At 65.1% G+C, this 16,646-nt stretch carries 14 protein-coding genes; 8 read left to right on the top strand and 6 right to left on the bottom strand.

The annotated features are described in order from the left end of the window. The first annotated feature begins 56 nt into the window (after positions 1-56). A complete protein-coding gene (locus V5G24_RS14820; RefSeq protein WP_394081640.1) occupies positions 57-422 on the top strand; it encodes a hypothetical protein in 366 nt (121 codons plus the stop codon). On the opposite strand, the gene V5G24_RS14825 is transcribed toward V5G24_RS14820, so the two are convergent. Further along, positions 404-1,315 (bottom strand): MBL fold metallo-hydrolase, encoded by a 912-nt coding sequence (locus V5G24_RS14825; protein WP_394081638.1) that lies wholly within the window; start codon positions 1,313-1,315, stop codon positions 404-406. The genes V5G24_RS14820 and V5G24_RS14825 overlap by 19 nt on opposite strands. Before the next feature lie 157 nt (positions 1,316-1,472). Here V5G24_RS14825 and V5G24_RS14830 point away from each other — a divergent pair, with 157 nt between their 5' ends. Continuing rightward, positions 1,473-1,781 (top strand): hypothetical protein, encoded by a 309-nt coding sequence (locus tag V5G24_RS14830; RefSeq protein WP_394082104.1) that lies wholly within the window; start codon positions 1,473-1,475, stop codon positions 1,779-1,781. Positions 1,782-1,865: 84 nt separating this feature from the next. On the opposite strand, the gene V5G24_RS14835 is transcribed toward V5G24_RS14830, so the two are convergent. Together V5G24_RS14835 and V5G24_RS14840 are read right to left on the bottom strand one after the other, a co-directional pair. Continuing rightward, entirely contained in the window at positions 1,866-3,542 is a 1,677-nt protein-coding gene (locus tag V5G24_RS14835; protein ID WP_394081636.1) for a B12-binding domain-containing radical SAM protein, read from the bottom strand. 166 nt (positions 3,543-3,708) lie between these two features. Then, a complete protein-coding gene (locus V5G24_RS14840; protein WP_394081634.1) occupies positions 3,709-5,628 on the bottom strand; it encodes a propionyl-CoA synthetase in 1,920 nt (639 codons plus the stop codon). A gap of 179 nt (positions 5,629-5,807) precedes the next feature. Here V5G24_RS14840 and V5G24_RS14845 point away from each other — a divergent pair, with 179 nt between their 5' ends. The 4 genes from V5G24_RS14845 (at position 5,808) to V5G24_RS14860 (ending at position 11,349) form a co-directional block, all read left to right on the top strand. Then, the gene (locus V5G24_RS14845) at positions 5,808-7,433 is read left to right on the top strand and encodes an acyl-CoA synthetase (RefSeq protein ID WP_394081632.1); all 1,626 of its coding nucleotides are present in this window, start codon (positions 5,808-5,810) and stop codon (positions 7,431-7,433) included. A gap of 139 nt (positions 7,434-7,572) precedes the next feature. After that, positions 7,573-9,315 carry an ABC transporter ATP-binding protein/permease gene (locus V5G24_RS14850; RefSeq protein WP_394081630.1) on the top strand — a complete coding sequence of 581 codons (1,743 nt, stop codon included), beginning with the start codon at positions 7,573-7,575 and terminating at the stop codon, positions 9,313-9,315. A gap of 248 nt (positions 9,316-9,563) precedes the next feature. Further along, the gene (locus V5G24_RS14855; protein ID WP_394081628.1) at positions 9,564-9,869 is read left to right on the top strand and encodes a hypothetical protein; all 306 of its coding nucleotides are present in this window, start codon (positions 9,564-9,566) and stop codon (positions 9,867-9,869) included. A 154-nt stretch (positions 9,870-10,023) separates the two neighbouring features. Continuing rightward, positions 10,024-11,349 (top strand): chloride channel protein, encoded by a 1,326-nt coding sequence (locus V5G24_RS14860; protein ID WP_394081626.1) that lies wholly within the window; start codon positions 10,024-10,026, stop codon positions 11,347-11,349. 51 nt (positions 11,350-11,400) lie between these two features. Here the strand turns inward: V5G24_RS14860 and V5G24_RS14865 are convergent, their stop codons facing one another. After that, entirely contained in the window at positions 11,401-12,225 is an 825-nt protein-coding gene (locus V5G24_RS14865) for a ChbG/HpnK family deacetylase (RefSeq protein ID WP_394081624.1), read from the bottom strand. Continuing rightward, entirely contained in the window at positions 12,222-13,238 is a 1,017-nt protein-coding gene (locus tag V5G24_RS14870) for a glycosyltransferase family 2 protein (RefSeq protein ID WP_394082102.1), read from the bottom strand. The genes V5G24_RS14865 and V5G24_RS14870 overlap by 4 nt, the downstream gene beginning before the upstream one ends. A 476-nt stretch (positions 13,239-13,714) precedes the next feature. On the opposite strand from V5G24_RS14870, the gene V5G24_RS14875 reads away from it, so the two are divergent. Next, positions 13,715-14,551, top strand: a complete 837-nt coding sequence (locus V5G24_RS14875) for a universal stress protein (RefSeq protein ID WP_394081622.1) — start codon at positions 13,715-13,717, stop codon at positions 14,549-14,551. Between the two features lie 179 nt (positions 14,552-14,730). On the opposite strand, the gene V5G24_RS14880 is transcribed toward V5G24_RS14875, so the two are convergent. Continuing rightward, positions 14,731-15,426 (bottom strand): DUF1013 domain-containing protein, encoded by a 696-nt coding sequence (locus V5G24_RS14880; RefSeq protein ID WP_394081620.1) that lies wholly within the window; start codon positions 15,424-15,426, stop codon positions 14,731-14,733. Between the two features lie 254 nt (positions 15,427-15,680). On the opposite strand from V5G24_RS14880, the gene ispH reads away from it, so the two are divergent. Further along, a complete protein-coding gene (gene ispH / locus V5G24_RS14885) occupies positions 15,681-16,643 on the top strand; it encodes a 4-hydroxy-3-methylbut-2-enyl diphosphate reductase (protein WP_394081618.1) in 963 nt (320 codons plus the stop codon). Positions 16,644-16,646 lie beyond the last annotated feature (3 nt).

Below are 16,646 nucleotides of genomic sequence, written 5' to 3' on the forward strand. Positions count from 1 at the left end.
GCGCGGGAGAAGGCCGGCACGCGGCCTTCGCGGACCGGCCCACAGGAGAAATGCCCATGAAGCGCGTGCTGCTCGTGCTGCCCTTGTTCGGGATACTCGGGCTCGCTCTGTGGTGGATGGTGGTGGGCTGGGAGGCCGGCGCGAACGCGCCCATGCAGGCGACCGATTATATTCCCATGGTGCTCGGCGTCGTCCTCACCTTGCTCCTCGGCTGCGGGCTGATGGCATTGCTCTTCATTTCCAGTCGCCGGGGATATGACGAAGCGGCAAGCGGTGCCCACGATCCACAGGCAACTGCTCCTCCCGAGCGCACCGGCAGCTACAATCTGCATGTGCGCCCGGCAGCATCGAGCCCGGACGGCATGGCGAACCGCCATGCCGATGCCGAAACGCCGGACCCGCCTCAGCGCGCGATGCGATAATCCCCGGTGATGGAGGGTGCGCCCTCGGTCTCGACCTGCCGCTTCTCCACCAGATGTTCCAGATGGGCGAGCACGGTGAGCGAGGCGGCGCCGAACAGGCGGGGATCGAGGCCGATATAGATGCCGCGCACCAGTTCGGGAATGGTGGAGGTGCGCTCCAAGCCGCGCAGGATCGCCGCCTCGCGGGCATGGCGATGGTTGAGATAATCGCGCACGAAGGCGGGCGCATCGTTTACCGCCGGGCCGTGGCCGGGCAGATAGAGCGTCTCGCTGCGCTGGGCCAGCTTCTCCAGCGAATGCACATAATCGCCCATGGACCCATCGGGCGGCGCGACGATGGAGGTCGCCCAGCCCATCACATGGTCGCCGGAGAACACCAATGCGTCCTCGTGCAGGGCGAAGGCGAGATGGTTGGCGCAATGGCCGGGCGTGGTGATCGCCTCCAGCGTCCATCCGCTGCCGGTGAGCACATCCCCGTCGGCAAGCACGATGTCGGGCACGAAATCGGTGTCGGCGCTCGCATCCATGGGGTTGATCTCGCCGATGAACAGGGGACGGGCCGGGCGATGCGGCCCTTCCCCCACCGTGCGCGCGCCGGTCGCCGCCTGCACCGCCGGCGCGGCGGGGGAATGATCGCGATGGGTGTGGGTGATAACGATGTGGCTCACATTCTCGTCGCGCACCGCATCCAGCACCGCAGCGATATGGGCGGCATCGTCGGGACCGGGATCGAGGATCGCCACATTGCCGCGCCCGACGATATAGGTGCAGGTGCCGGTGAAGGTGAAGGGCGAGGGATTGGGCGCCACGATGCGGCGCACGTTGGGCGCCACCTGTTCCACCTGTCCGGGCGGCACATCGAAGCGCCGGTTAAACTCAATGTCATCGCTCATGGATATTTTTCGCAGGCTGGCGGGCGCATCGCGGAGTAATGTCGCGCCGGAGTTGGGGTTCGCAAGGACGAGTCGCATGACAATCTTCCGCAGCTTGACCGGCAACGCAAATGCCCAGGCCCGCCATAGCGCCCGCCCGGTGCTCGCCGGCTTGGCAATGGTGGCCGGATTTGCGCTGGCCGGCGCGCTCACCGGCTCCGGCACGGCGATGGCGCAAAGCGCCTATCCCAACGGCCCTTCCAGCGTGACCATGACCTGCGCGCAGGCTTTGAGCTTCGTCACCAAGGCGGGCGGCACGGTGCTCGGCACCGGCGGGCTGACCTATGACCGCTATGTGCGCGACCGCTCGTTCTGCAATTATTCCGAAGTCACCAAGCCCGCCTTCGTACCGACGCGGGACGTCAAGCAATGCTTCGTCGGCTACACCTGCATTGATCCCTCGATCGACAATGGCGGACGTCGCTAAAGACCTGTCGCGCTAAAGACCTGTCGCGCCGAAGGCCGCAATGGCTGAAGCGCGCCGGCGTCAGGTGCGGCGGCGCGCTGTCGCTCAGGCGGCGGACAAGGCGGCAACCGGCGGCGCGATGGCGGCGAGCGCCGCGAGCAGCGATTCATAATCCACGCCATAGCGCTCCGCGAGCGTTCGCCACCAGGCATCGCGCGCGAACACCTCGCGCGCCGCGGCCGCATGGAACGCGGCCTGCGCGGCATCGCCCAGCCCGCGATAACACAGCGCGACATAGAGGTGGCCGAAGGCGTGGTCCTCATATTTGGCGACGACATTCTTCATGTAGTTCAGCGCCAGATCGTAGCGGCCGATCTTGATATTGTAGTTTTCGACGAAATTGACCCTGAGCTGGGTTTCGTAGGCATAGGCCTCCAGCTTCACCGGATCGACGCCGGGGGCGCGAATGACCGATCGGGTCGCCACGAAGTTCGCATTGTCGGTATTCTCGATATAGCCTTTCTCGACGCAGATGTCGTAAAGGCGGCTGCCGAAAATCGGGATCGCAAGATAGACGTGCACCCAGTCGAAGCCGTTTTCGATCAGCATCTCCAGGGTTTCCTGGCGATGTTCGTCCTGCTCGCCGGGCAGGCCCGTGACGATGAAGACATGCGAACGCACGTCGAACTTGCGCAAAGCCTCCACGGCGGGGCGGATCAGCTTTTTCTTCAGCGGCTTCTTGATGATGTGGTTCAACACATGGTCGGACCCGGATTCGACCGCCAGCGCCACCGCCGAGACTCCGGCCTTGGAAAACAGCTCCGCCACCTCCTCGTCGATGGCATAGACCGCGACCCCGTTCGGAAACTCGCAGCGGATTCCAAGGTCCGCCATGGCCCGTAGCAAGGTTTTCGCGCGCGCTTTGTCGTGGAAGAAATGATCATCCTCCAGCATCAGCACCGTCATGCCGAATTCGTCCCGCATGCGCGTCACGTCCGCGATGATGCGGTCCACCGACATGAAGCGCACGTCCTGTCCGTGCAAGGAGGGGTTTGAACAGAAGACGCACAGGAACGGGCAGCCGCGCGAGGTGTGGATCGCCATTTCGCGCTTGGGCTGGTCGGTGTATTTCTTGTCGATGCCGCGATTGTTGTAATGATCCAGATCGAGCATCGCGTAATTCATCTGCGGTATCTCGTCGAGATTGGCAATGAAGCTATGCGCGGGCACCTTCCCCGCCTGCACGCCGTCCCGCGTCACCCACGATTTGTGCGCGGCGAGGACCGTCGCGGGATCGTCCGCGTCGAGCAATGCCTTGAGCGGCAATTCCCCTTCGCCCTTGCAGATGGCATCGAGGTCCGGGCATGCCTCCAGCATCAGCTTGAAAGCGGCGGAGGGCAGGCCGCCGCCAGCAATCGTGAGGATCTGCGGGCGAAACGCCTTCACTGCCTGCGCCAGGGTCTGGATATAGCCGAAGGAGGAATTGAACAGGGCCGACACGCCGACGATGTCCGGCTGGAAATCCGCAAGCACCGCATGCAGTTCGGCGCGGAAGACGTCCTCGTAGCCATCGACGGCGCGCTCTTCCACCAGGCGCTTCAGCGTCACGTTCAGATCGAGCAGCCGCAGGTCTTCGAGCCGCGCGCATTGGGCGCGGAGATAGGCTTCCATGGAGAGGATGCCATAGGGAATGGTGAAGGCCGGCAGCACCGCCGCGCGGGTCTTGTCGAGATAGTCCGCCGCGTTGAAGTAAGGCGGAATCACGAACAGCAGCTTCTTCATCGGCAAGGCTCACCACCGGCGTAACGGACGGATCGGGATTTTCATCCCCACCCGGTCCGTTCTACGGTGCCGTACTGTGCCGAGGCTTGCGCCGAAGGAGCGCGGTTTTTCGCCCGCCAAGCGCTAGGCACGTTCGGCGAACACTGGTCGCCGAACTGAATACGCTCTAGACTCCATAGCCGCGCTGCTTCAGCACGGCGCCGATCTCCTCCAGCACCGCCGGATCGTCGATGGTGGCGGGCGCGGTCCACACGTCCGCGTCGGCGATCTTCTTCATGGTGCCGCGCAGGATCTTGCCAGAACGCGTCTTGGGCAGGCGCGCCACGGTCACCGCCAGCTTGAAGGCGGCCACCGGGCCGATCCGGTCGCGCACGAGGCCGACCAATTCCCGCTCGATGATCTCCGGCGCGCGCCGCTCGCCGGCCTTCAGCACCACGAAGCCGCACGGGATCTCGCCCTTCAGCGCATCCTTAACGCCGATCACCGCGCACTCCGCCACATCGGGATGGGAGGACAGCACCTCCTCCATGCCGCCGGTGGAGAGGCGGTGGCCGGCGACATTGATGATGTCGTCGGTGCGGCCCATCACGAACACATAGCCGTCGTCGTCGAGATAGCCGGCATCCGAGGTTTTGTAATAGCCGGGGAATTCGGCGAGATAACTCTCGCGGAACCGCTCGTCCTGCTGCCACAAGGTGGGCAGGCAGCCCGGAGGCAGGGGCAGCTTGATGACGATCGAGCCCATGACGCCATTCGCCATCGGCTTTGCCGCTTCATCCACGATATGAATGTCATAGCCGGGCAGCGGCACCGTGGGCGAGCCGGGCTTGATGGGCAGAAGGCCGAGCCCGACCGGATTGCCGACGATGCCCCAGCCGGTTTCCGTCTGCCACCAATGGTCCACCACCGGCACCTTCAGCTTTTCCCCGGCCCAGGCGACCGTATCGGGATCGGCCCGCTCGCCGGCGAGGAACAGGGTGCGCAGCGAGGAGGTGTCGTAGCGGGCAAGGAAGGTCGCGTCCGGGTCTTCCTTCTTGATGGCGCGCAAAGCGGTGGGCGCGGTGAACAGCGCCGCGACCTTGTGCTCGGCCACCACGCGCCAGAATGCGCCGGGATCGGGCGTGCCCACCGGCTTGCCTTCATAGATCACGGAGGTGCAGCCCATCAGCAGGGGGCCATAGACGATGTAGGAATGGCCGACCACCCAGCCGATGTCGGAGGCGGTCCAGAACACGTCGCCGGGCTTGAGGCCGTAGAGATTGTCCATGGTCCAGCGCAGCGCCACCATATGGCCGCCGGTGTCGCGCACCACCCCCTTGGGGATGCCGGTGGTGCCCGAGGTATAAAGGATATAGAGCGGATCAGTGGCGCCCATGGGGGCGCAATCCACGCCCCGTCCGGCGGCGGCGGCGGTTGCCCGCTGCTCGGCCCAGTCGAGATCGCGGCCTTCCACCATGTCCGCCGCAAGCTGCGGCCGCTGGAGGATCAGGCAGCCCGAGGGCTTTACTGTCGCCATCGCGATGGCCGCATCCAGCAGCGGCTTGTAGGGCACCACGCGATTGGGCTCGATGCCGCACGAGGCGGCGAGGATCACTTTTGGCGCCGCATCGTCGATGCGCACCGCCAGTTCCTTGGCCGCGAAGCCGCCGAACACCACCGAATGGATGGCGCCGATGCGCGCGCACGCCAGCATGGCGATCACCGCCTCGGGCACCATGGGCATATAGATGACGACGCGGTCGCCCTTGCCGACGCCCATGTCGCGCAGCACGGCGCCGAGGGTGCGCACTTCCGCCAGCAAGGCGGAATAGGTGATTTCGCGCTTGACGCCAGTGACCGGGCTGTCGTGGATCAGCGCCACCTGCGCGCCGCGCCCGGCGTCCACATGGCGGTCCACCGCATTGAAGCAGGTGTTGCACACCCCACCGACAAACCAGCGGCCATAGGGTCCAAGGTCGGGATCGAACACGGTGCGCGCAGGCGCGATCCAGGCAATGTCGCGCGCCGCTTCCGCCCAGAAGGCCTGCGGATCGCTCTGCCAGCGGGCATAAACCTCGCCATAGCGGCTGGAGCCCAGGTCGAGCATGGCACGTTCCTCCCGATAGACGTGTTCTGATTGGCGCGCATGATGCGCGGGGGATTTCACAACGCAAGTCCGCTCTACTGCGTACGACCTTTGTCGACCACACGGGGTGATTGCGCCGGCCCGAACGGCTCAGCTAGGTTCGGCCCGCCGTTACGGCCCAAAAAGATAGGGGAAGCGCCATGGTGAGCATTTATGATCGCGATCTCGACCGGACGCCCGCCAATTTCCAGCCGCTGACCCCGCTTGGCTTCCTGGAACGGGCCGCGTGCGTGTTTCCCGAGCACACGGCGATCATTCACGGCACCCTGCGCCGCAATTATCGCGATTTCTATGCCCGCGCGCGGCGCCTCGCCTCGGCGCTGGAAAAGCGCGGGGTCGGCCCCAACGATACGGTGGCAGTGATGCTGCCGAACGTGCCCGCCATGCTGGAAGCCCATTACGGCGTGCCCATGTGCGGCGCGGTGCTGAATGCGCTCAATACCCGCCTCGACGCGGCGATCCTCGCCTTCACGCTGGAGCATGGCGAAGCGAAGGTGCTGATCACGGATCGCGAATTCTCGCCCGTCATCAAGGCGGCGCTGGCGCTCTCCACCAACAAGCCGATCGTCATCGATTATGACGACCCCGAATTCACCGGCGCCGGCGCCCGCATCGGCGAACTGGAATATGAGGATTTCCTCGCCACCGGCAATCCCGAATATGACTGGGCCATGCCCGGCGACGAATGGAACGCCATCGCGCTGAACTATACCTCCGGTACCACGGGCGACCCGAAGGGCGTGGTCTATCACCATCGCGGCGCGCATCTGCTGGCGGTGGGCAATGTGGTGACCTGCGCCATGGGCCGGCATCCGGTCTATCTGTGGACGCTGCCCATGTTCCACTGCAACGGCTGGTGCTTCCCGTGGTCGGTATCGCTCGCCGCCGGCACGCATGTGTGCCTGCGGCAGGTCCGTGCGAAGCCCATCTTCGATGCGTTCGCGGACTATGGCGTCACCCATATGTGCGGCGCGCCCATCGTCATGTCGACGCTGCTCAATGCGCCGGACAGCGACAAGCGCCCCCTGCCGCACGTGGTCGAATTCATCACCGCCGCCGCCCCGCCGCCGGCCGCCGTGCTCGCCGCCATGCAAGAGGCCGGCTTCAACGTCACCCACGTCTATGGCCTGACCGAAGTGTACGGCCCGGCGGTCGTGAACGAATGGCACGCGGAATGGAATGCGCTTCCCGCGCCCGAACGGGCGGCGAAGAAATCGCGCCAGGGCGTGCGCTACGGCGCGCTGGAGGCGCTGGACGTGATGGACCCCGATACCATGGTGCCGGTGCCGGCCGATGGCGAGACGCTGGGAGAAGTCATGTTCCGCGGCAATGTGGTGATGAAGGGCTATCTGAAGAACCCGCCCGCGACCGACAAGGCCTTCTCCGGTGGCTGGTTCCATTCCGGCGACCTCGGGGTGAAGCATCCCGACGGCTATGTGCAGCTCAAGGACCGCTCGAAGGACATCATCATTTCCGGGGGCGAGAACATCTCATCAATTGAAGTTGAAGACGCGCTCTACAAGCATCCGGCCGTCAGCGCCGCCGCCGTGGTGGCGCGTGCGGACGACAAATGGGGCGAAACCCCGGTCGCCTTCGTGGAAGTGCGGGAAGGCGCGAGCGTCACGGCGGAGGAGCTGATCGCCCATTGCCGGGCCCATCTCGCCGGCTACAAATGCCCGCGCCACATCATTTTCGATGAGATCCCCAAGACCTCCACCGGCAAGATCCAGAAATTCAAGCTGCGGGAAATGGCGAAGGAGGCCTGACCGGCCGCCGGGGTCCGCCTGGGGTTCGCAATGCGATGACCTTCGGTTCCGAACCTGACTAAGCGGTAATATGCCGGCCATCGTTTTTTCACGTGCCCTGGGCCTATGGTGCGCGAAAGTCACCAACGCCAGGACCGCGATGCGCTCCCTCTTCCGTCTGCTCCGCGATATCCGCCGTCTTGCCCTGCCCTATTTCCGCAGCGAGGAGCGCTGGAGCGCGCTCGGCCTGCTCGCGGCGGTGATCGCCCTGGAACTTGGCTGGGTCTATGCCACGGTGCTGCTGAACCAATGGAACAGCGCCTTTTACGACGCCATTCAGGAAAAGAACTTTCCGGCGTTCCAGAAGCAATTGCTGGTGTTCTGCGGCATTGCGGCCGGCGCGATCATCGTCGCCGTGTACCAGATCTATCTCAAGCAATGGCTCCAGATCCGCTGGCGGCGCTGGCTCACCAAGCGCTATCTCGACCATTGGCTGGCGGACGAGACGCATTATCGGCTGCGCCTGTCCGGTGATTCGGCGGATAATCCCGACCAGCGCATCGCCGAAGACGTGAACATGTTCGTCAGCCAGACCATCGGCGTCGGCATCGGGCTTCTGGGCACCATCGTGTCGCTGGCCTCGTTCAGCGTGATCCTGTGGGGCCTGTCCGGCTCCTATGACCTCAAGCTTTTCGGCACCAGCCTCCTCATTCCGGGCTATCTGTTCTGGGCTGCGTTGATTTATGCCGGCGTCGGCACCTGGCTCGCCCATCTCATCGGCAAACCGCTGGTGCGCCTCAATTTCGACCAGCAGCGCTACGAAGCCGACTTCCGCGTGGACCTGGTGCGGGTGCGCGAGAATGCCGAGCAAATCGCGCTGCTGCGCGGCGAGCCGGCGGAAGAGCGCCGCCTGACCGGCCGCTTCTCTCGCATCCGGGAGAATTTCTTCGCCCTCATGGGCGCGCAGAAGCGCCTGACCTGGTTCTCCGCAGGCTACAACCAGATCTCCACCATCTTCCCCTATGTTGTAGTGTCGCCGGCCTATTTCTCCGGCGCCATCCTGCTTGGGCCGATGATGCAGACAGCCTCCGCCTTCTCGTCCGTGCAGAGTTCGTTTTCCTTCTTCATCTCCTCTTATTCGACCCTGGCTGAATGGACCGCAGTGGTGAACCGGCTCACCGGTTTCGAAGCCTCCATGGCGGCGGTGAAGCGCGATGCCAATGCTCCGGCCTTCCGCCATGTGCAGAGCGGCGGCACCGAGGTGCGGCTTACCAATCTGGACGTGCGCCTTCCCAATGGCAGCGCCTTGCTGCACGCGCAGGGCATCTCCGCCCATCCGGGTGAGCGGGTGCTGGTGACCGGGCCGTCGGGTGCCGGCAAGACCACCTTGTTGCGGGCGATCGCCGGCATCTGGCCGTTCGGCGAGGGGGAAATCGCCCTGCCCGAGCAGGCGCGGCTGATGATCCTGCCGCAGCGGCCCTATATTCCCGCCGGCCGGCTGGATGCCGCCCTCTCCTATCCCGCCGAGCCGGAGGCCTATGAGCGCGCCCAGTTCGAGGATGTGCTGACGGCGGTGGGGCTTCCCGCTCTCGTGCTGCGCCTCGAAGAGGCGGCCGCGTGGCCCCATGTGCTCTCGCTCGGCGAACAGCAGCGCCTCTCCATCGCCCGCGTGCTGCTGGTGCGGCCCGACGTGCTGCTGCTGGACGAGGCTACCGCCGCGTTGGACGAGCCCCTGGAAGCGCGGCTCTATGCTTTGATCGCGCAGCGCCTGCCGAAGGTGGTGCTATTGTCCATCGGCCATCGCTCCACCCTGGTGGCGCTGCACGACACGGCGCTGGCGTTGGAGGGCGCGCAATCACCGCGCACGCTGGCCGCATCCCGATTGGCGCCAGCGGCAGCATGAGGCGACACGTCGCATAGGATTGTCGCGCTCAATGCTGCGACACAGTGCATCGCAGCAAATGCAAAGGTAGCGGGACACAAATTTCACCTGAGTAAACCGATTTATTCACGCATTCGATAACTTGTGCGACACCCTTTAACTTGCCCTTAGGGTTTGCTATAATTGCAAAGCCATCGGGTGTTTAGATCATGATTTTAGTCGGACGCAAGTTGACCCGTTTCACGAAGCTCCGCTAACGGGGAAGTTTTATGCGCAAAGTTCAGGAGTTGATGAACGTATTGTCCATGTTTTTCTTCGTCGCTTGCGCGGCGATTTTGACGTGTTCGATGATTGCGTCTACGGCTTACTCGCTTTTCTTATATCTGATTTACGGGTTTGATCTTCCTCAGGCGGCCATGTCCGGCTTTGACCTTCTGTTCAAGCTCATCATTTGCGCCATTGCCGCGCTGGTGATGTCCATCTTCTGCCGCGCGGTGGCGCGCTTGAGCGCGGAGATGGTGGAAGCTCCGGTTGCCCTGAAGCCCTCCCTTCAGCGCAAGTCGGTTTCCAAATAGAGGCGTCCGCCCGCCCCCGGTGGTCTGTCGCCAAGTGGGAGCGCCGGCCCAATGGGCCGAACCGCCGCATTCCGAGCCTTTTCCCGTTCATGCGCATTGACGGTGGCGCCGCTAGCCCGTAACGCCTGGGAAGGCTGGGCGTGAGGCGGGAACCATGATGTTTAAACGGGATTTGCGGCGTGTGCGGGTCGCTCTCACGTCGCGGATCTTCTGGCAGCGCCGATGCGTCTTTCTCCTGGGCGCGGTGGCGGTTGGACTCGCGTCCGTCCTGTTTGCCGCCGCCGCCGATCGCGGGCAGGAGCTGTATGTCGCCATCTCGCACGAGGTGCCGTACGCGCTGCTGATCATAACGCCGGTCGGCTTCGGCCTGTTCGCTCATCTCACCGCCCGCTATTTCGACGGCGCCCAGGGCAGCGGGATCCCGCAAGCCATATCCGCGCGCCGGTCGAACGATCCCGCCCATCGCGCCCGGCTGCTCAGCGTGAAGGTGACTCTGGGCAAGGTCGCCCTCACCATCGCCGGCCTCGCCGTAGGCGCCTCCATCGGCCGGGAGGGGCCGACCGTGCAGCTCGGCTGCGCGATCATGGTGATGCTCGCGGGATTCGTCGGCATCGGCCGCGCCAACGGCCTGATCCTCGCGGGCGCTGCGGCCGGCATCGCGGGCGCCTTCAACACGCCGCTGGCCGGCATCATGTTCGCCATCGAGGAGATGGCCAAATCCTACGACAAGCGCCTCTCGGGCATGATCTCCTACGCCGTGGTCATATCCGGCCTCGTGAGCTTGCTGCTGGTGGGCCAGTATTCCTATTTTGGTACCATTCCGTCGGAGGCGTTCCCCCAGCAGATCGGATGGACGGCGGTCGCCGCCTGCGCGATCATGGGCGGCATCGCCGGTGCCATTTTCTCGCGCGGCCTGGTCGCGCTCTCGTTCGCCAATAGCGGAATGATCGGCCGCCTGAAGCGCACGCCCTGGCTCTACGGGGGCCTGATCGGCCTCATCGTGGCGGTGCTCGCCGTGACGACGGAGGGCTTTGCCGGCGGCTCCGGCTACGCGCCCACCCGCGACCTGCTCGAACAGGGCATCACCCATCCGTGGTGGTATGCCCCGATCAAGCTCGTGACCACTCTGCTCTCCTCCGCCGCGGGGATTCCCGGCGGGCTGTTTTCGCCCTCCCTCTCCGTGGGAGCCGGCTTTGGCGCGGCGCTGTCCGGCCTTCTGCCCCATATCGATGTGCGCGCGCTGGCCATGCTGGGAATGGTGGCCTATTTCGCCGGCGTGGTTCAGGCGCCACTGACCGCCTTCGTCATCGTCATGGAGATGACCAACGAAGTGCATCTGGTGGTGCCGCTGCTGGCGACCGCGCTGCTGGCCGCCGGCCTGTCCCGCCTGCTCGCGCCGGAGCCACTCTATCACGCGCTGTCCTATGCCTACGACCCCAAGCCGGTCTCTCCCCCGCCGTCGCGCCCAACGGGATCCTGAATCCGCGCCGCGGTGGGGAATCACCCACCAGGCGGCGGTGTTCGGCAGAACTCAGGCCAGACGCGCGTCCGCCTGGGACAGCAGCGCCAGAAAGGCGTCACCCGCCAAGGCGGCATATTCGCGCGCGCGCTGGTCGGTGACCGGATCGCGGCTTGCGAGCACGGCGTCGGGATGGCCGGGATGCACCATGACGAGGCCGCCGTCGGGAAGCCCGGCGATGAAATGGCCGAGCAGCGCCACGAAATCGTGCCCTGGGCCGAAATCATAGGCGCCGGCAAAACCGCTGTTGGTCGGCAAGCCCCACGCCTGCGCCTGCGCCTTCAGCCCGGTGGCGAACAGGCCGAGCAGCCGGGCCTTGGCATCGAAGCCGAGACGCGCCAGGGGCGCCGGCGTGCAGTCGCGCACCAGGGCGCCGGGCGCATGGCGGGCCGTCGCTTCCAAGACCACGCCCCGGATGCCAGGAAGAAGGTGCACATGCTGATGCCCGTCCACATGGGCAGGCGGGCGGCCGAAGGCGGCATGGAAGGCCTGGAACTGGGCCTCCACCTCCGCGCGGACCGCGGCTGCGTCCAGCCGGCCGGTGAGCGCACGCCCGACGACCGCCCGCAACGGCGCGAAAGCCGTCCCGCCGAGCGGATCGGCGGCGAGCGGGGTGAATCCGCCCGTAAACGTCACATGCAGCCCGATGCTGGCGGACGTAGGCGTGGGCTTCGTCCGCAGGGCCTCGTCAAGACATGCGGCCTCCTCGGCGAGGCCGGGAAACACGGTCATCACCGAGGTGGCGTTCAGCCGGCCCATGGAAAGAAGCGCGCGGATCGCCTCCGACACACCCGGTGCGAGGGCGTAATCGTCCGCGCAGATCCAGATGGATTTCACGGCAGGATCATCGGGCGCACGCCGACATCGCCATAATCGGCCGCGACGGGCGCTGCCGGCTCCTCGTCATGGCGCAGCGCATGGTCGGCGACGAAATAGACCGGGCGCGCTTTGATCTCCGAGAGGATGCGCGCGATATATTCGCCCATCACGCCGATCACCAGCAATTGCACGCCGCCGATCACCATCAGGCCGACCACAAGTGAGGGGTATCCTGGCACCGGAATGCCCCAGAACAGGCGCTCGATCACGATCCACACGCCATACAGGAAAGCGATGCCGGCAAGCCCCGCGCCCACCAGGCCGGCGAGCCGCAACGGGGCGGGCGAGAACGAGGTCAGCGCCTCCATGGAGAGGCTCAGCAGGCGGAAGAAGCTCCAACTGCTGGACCCATGGGTGCGCCCTGCCGGCCGATAGGGCACGGCGATCTGGCGAAAGCCGATCCAGCTCGACAGGCCCTTGAAGAAGCGGTTGCGCTCCGGCAGGCGGCGCAGGGCCGCCGTGGCGCGCGGCGAGAGCAGGCGAAAATCCGCCGCATCCTCGGGGATGCGCGTCGAGGCGCCGAAATTCAGCAGCTTGTAGAACACCTTAACGAACCAGCGCCGGGACGCCGCCTCATCCATGCGGTCGGCCTTGACCGCATAGGGCACGTCATAACCCTGATCCTTCCAGAGGCCGACGAAGGTTTCGATCATTTCGGGGGGATGCTGGCCGTCGCCGTCCATGAACAACAGCGCATCGCCGCGCGCATGGTCGAGCCCGGCGAGCAGGGCAGCTTCCTTGCCGAAATTGCGGGAGAGCGCCACCACCTGCACATCGACGCCCAAGGCCGGCAATTCACCGGCCACGGTGGCGCAGGCGTCGCGGCTGCCGTCGTCCACATAGACGATCTCGATCCGCATGCTGCGCGCGCGGGCGACCGCCTGGGCGCAGGCGCTGAGCTTGGCATGAAAGGTCGGCAGGCCTTCCGCCTCGTTGTAGACCGGAACGACGATGCTGAGGTCGGGTGTCATGGGAAAGCCGCCCTTGGCGCCGCTGGCTATTTTCACCCGTTTAGCCGGGATCGGGGGGATAGGCGAGAGACTCGACATTTTTTTAGAACCTAGGGGAACCGCCGTTCCCAGTGGCGCGTTAACGCGACGGACAGTGTGCTTCCCCCGGCACTGTCCATGGACGCGGTCGCCTCCCCCCCGGCGGCCGCGTTTTCCATTTCAGATGTTGATATCCGATGCGCGGTCGAAATTTGCGGCGGGTCAATGAAGGAATTGTGGCCAATACTTAAGCTGAATTAAATGTCGACGACACGAGCTAAGGTCGTGTCGCCGACACGGCTAGAGCCGGATCTGCCCATATTGAATCGCCTTTGGCGTTTCAATAATGGGCAGTGAATCCGCCTCTATTCAATAAGTGAGAGGGCGATTCACCGCCCATATGGAACCACTTGGTGGTTCCATATGGGCGGATCGCGCTCAAGGAGAGGCCACTTCCGATGATCCGGGACATTCTCGTCAATCTGACCAACGGCGGCGCGCGTGACGCGGCCGGCGAATTTGCAATTCACTTGGCGGCCCGCCTGTCCGCCAACCTCACCGGCCTTGCGGTGACTTATGAAATGGAAGTGCCGCCCTTCTACATGGGCGCGCTGCCGACCGATTTCATTGATGCGCAGATCAAGGAAAACGAGGAAGCCGCGCTGAAGGCGGCGGAGCGGTTCGGTCACGAAGCCGCGGCGGCGGGGATCGTCTATGAAACACGCACGCTCAGCGCCTCGCTCGGCATCGCGGCGAATCGCTTCGCGAGCATGGCCCGCCTGTTCGATCTGACTGTGGTCGCCCAGCCCGATCCCGACCGGCCCGGCCCGGAAGAGGTGATCGCCGAGACCGTGCTGATGGACAGCGGCCGCGCGGTGCTGCTGGTGCCCTACGTGCAGACGACGCCGCTCGGCACCGGCCGCGCCGTGATCGCGTGGGACGGCAGCCGCGCCGCCGCCCGCGCCCTCAACGAAGGCATGCCCCTGCTGCATCTGGCCAAGACCATCGAGGTTCTCTCGATCATTCGCGGCAATGAGGACGAACAGAGTTTCGAAGGCTGCGCCGAGGTGGCCCGCCATCTCGCCCGTCACGGTCTCAAGGCGGACGTGCACAAGCTGCATATCGGCCCGGGGCAGAAGGTCGCCGACACGATTCTGAACGAAGTGTCCGACCAGGGCGCGGATTTCGTCATCATGGGCGGCTACGGCCATTCCCGACTGAAGGAATTGGTGATGGGCGGCGTCACCCGCGAAATCCTCGACACCATGACCGTGCCGGTGCTGATGGCCCATTAGGCCCAAGGTCACGCAGCGAGGGGCCGCGCGACGCAGCCACGCCGCACAGTGGAGCTGAAACAAAAACGGCGCCTCCCGGGGCGCCGTTTCTATTCAGAGGCCAGGGCACCCCTGAGGCCAGGTACCCCTGAGGCCAAGTATCTCAGAGGCCAGGGCACCGCGCTAGCGCGCGGCGTGCGTCACTCGCCCTTCTTGGAGCCGCCGAGCTTGGCGAACACGGTTTCCAGATCCAGCGATTCCCGACGGCCGCTTGGCGCGTGGTCAGTGTCGCGCTCCTCGTGGCGGGTCGTGACGTCGGCGGGCAGAAGGGTTGCGCCCTTGTCCTCGCCGGCCGGCGAAGCGGGCCGATCCTTGGCGGCGCGTTGGACTTCCATGTCCAGGTCGATCTGGCTGCACAGGCCGAGGGTCACTGGGTCCATTGGGGTGAGCGCCGCCGAATTCCAGTGGGTGCGCTCCTTGATCTGCTGGATCGTCGCCTTGGTGGTGCCGACGAGGCGGATGATCTGCGCGTCCTTCAATTCGGCATGATTGCGGACCAGCCACAGAATCGCGTTCGGGCGGTCGTGGCGACGCGACACCGGGGTGTAGCGCGGACCCTTGCGGCGCTTCTGCTCCGGCAGGCGCACCTTGGATTCCTGCAATTTCAGCCGGCGGCTCTCGTTCTTCTCCGCAAGGTCGATTTCCTCGCGCGTGAGCTGGCCGTTGGAGATGGGATCGAGCCCCTTGATTCCCTGCGCGACTTCGCCGTCGGCGATGCCCTTCACTTCCAGCGGGTGAAGTTTGCAAAAATCGCCGATCTGCTCGAACGTGAGCGCGGTATTCTCCACCAGCCAAACGGCCGTCGCTTTCGGCATCAGGGGGGTGTTGGGTGACATGGGCTGCCTCTGAAGCTTCTCTTAGGTGGACATTCGCGACACCTGGGGCGCAAATCTGCGCGAGGTCGCTCCGGGTCGGGAGCGAACCGCGGATGTCTCACGATGTCCGGGATGCGCTTAACATAAGCGCCTGTGCGTTCTTATGCAAATGCTCCCCTGCGGGAGCGTGCGAATCGTCCCGCGCCGGCCGCGCCGCTTGACAGGCGGGGTGCCGGCGGGGCTTTTCAGCGTCCGAACCCTGGAACACATGAATCATGGAAGAAAAGCCCCCGCTCCGTGTCCTGCTCTGCGCCCCGCGCGGCTTCTGCGCCGGCGTCGTGCGCGCCATCGACGCGGTGGAACGGGCGCTGGAAATGCATGGCGCGCCGGTCTATGTGCGCCACGAGATCGTGCATAATAAGTATGTGGTGGAAGGGCTTAAGAACAAGGGCGCGGTCTTCGTGCGCGAGCTGGACGAGATTCCGCCCACCAGCGCGCCGGTGATTTTCTCCGCCCACGGGGTTGCGAAATCGGTGCCGGAAAACGCCGCCGCGCGCAATTTCTTCGCCATCGACGCCACCTGCCCGCTGGTCACCAAAGTGCATCGCGAAGCGCAGGTGCACCACAAGAAGGGCCGCGACATCCTGCTGATCGGCCACAAGGGCCACCCAGAAGTGGTGGGCACCATGGGACAGTTCGAGCCCGGCGTGGTCACGCTGATCGAGACCGCCGAGGATGCGCGCGCCTTCACCCCGCGCGATGCGAACAATCTCGCCTATGTGACGCAGACCACGCTTTCCATCGACGACACGGCGGAAATCGTCGCGATCCTGACCTCGCGCTTCCCGGCGACGGTCGCACCCCACAAGGAAGACATCTGCTATGCCACCACCAACCGCCAGGAAGCGGTGAAGAAGGTGGCGCCCAAGGTGGATGCCATGGTGGTGGTGGGTGCGCCGAATTCCTCCAATTCCCAGCGCCTGCGCGAGACCGCCGCGCGCGAGGGCTGCGACGTCGCGGTGCTGGTGCAACGGGCCGCCGACATCGACTGGCCCCGCTTTGAAGGCATCGCCAGCCTCGGCGTGACCGCCGGCGCCTCCGCGCCCGAAATCCTGGTGGAAGAAATCCTCGATGCGTTTGCGGAGCGTTACACATTGCATGTCGAGACCGTAACCGCCGCCCAGGAAGACGTGTTCTTTCCCCTGCCCCGCGCCCTGCGCCCCGACGCGGCGGAATAGAGC

This window comes from Roseixanthobacter finlandensis, from assembly GCF_043195105.2.
Taxonomy (GTDB): domain Bacteria; phylum Pseudomonadota; class Alphaproteobacteria; order Rhizobiales; family Xanthobacteraceae; genus NCEH01.

Coding starts and splice junctions, on each gene's coding strand:
- V5G24_RS14820 (WP_394081640.1), top strand. CDS start 57: ATGAAGCGCGTGCTGCTCGTGCTGCCCTTGTTCGGGATACTCGGGCTC.
- V5G24_RS14825 (WP_394081638.1), bottom strand. CDS start 1,315: ATGAGCGATGACATTGAGTTTAACCGGCGCTTCGATGTGCCGCCCGGA.
- V5G24_RS14830 (WP_394082104.1), top strand. CDS start 1,473: ATGGTGGCCGGATTTGCGCTGGCCGGCGCGCTCACCGGCTCCGGCACG.
- V5G24_RS14835 (WP_394081636.1), bottom strand. CDS start 3,542: ATGAAGAAGCTGCTGTTCGTGATTCCGCCTTACTTCAACGCGGCGGAC.
- V5G24_RS14840 (WP_394081634.1), bottom strand. CDS start 5,628: ATGCTCGACCTGGGCTCCAGCCGCTATGGCGAGGTTTATGCCCGCTGG.
- V5G24_RS14845 (WP_394081632.1), top strand. CDS start 5,808: ATGGTGAGCATTTATGATCGCGATCTCGACCGGACGCCCGCCAATTTC.
- V5G24_RS14850 (WP_394081630.1), top strand. CDS start 7,573: ATGCGCTCCCTCTTCCGTCTGCTCCGCGATATCCGCCGTCTTGCCCTG.
- V5G24_RS14855 (WP_394081628.1), top strand. CDS start 9,564: ATGCGCAAAGTTCAGGAGTTGATGAACGTATTGTCCATGTTTTTCTTC.
- V5G24_RS14860 (WP_394081626.1), top strand. CDS start 10,024: ATGATGTTTAAACGGGATTTGCGGCGTGTGCGGGTCGCTCTCACGTCG.
- V5G24_RS14870 (WP_394082102.1), bottom strand. CDS start 13,238: ATGACACCCGACCTCAGCATCGTCGTTCCGGTCTACAACGAGGCGGAA.
- V5G24_RS14875 (WP_394081622.1), top strand. CDS start 13,715: ATGATCCGGGACATTCTCGTCAATCTGACCAACGGCGGCGCGCGTGAC.
- V5G24_RS14880 (WP_394081620.1), bottom strand. CDS start 15,426: ATGTCACCCAACACCCCCCTGATGCCGAAAGCGACGGCCGTTTGGCTG.
- ispH (WP_394081618.1), top strand. CDS start 15,681: ATGGAAGAAAAGCCCCCGCTCCGTGTCCTGCTCTGCGCCCCGCGCGGC.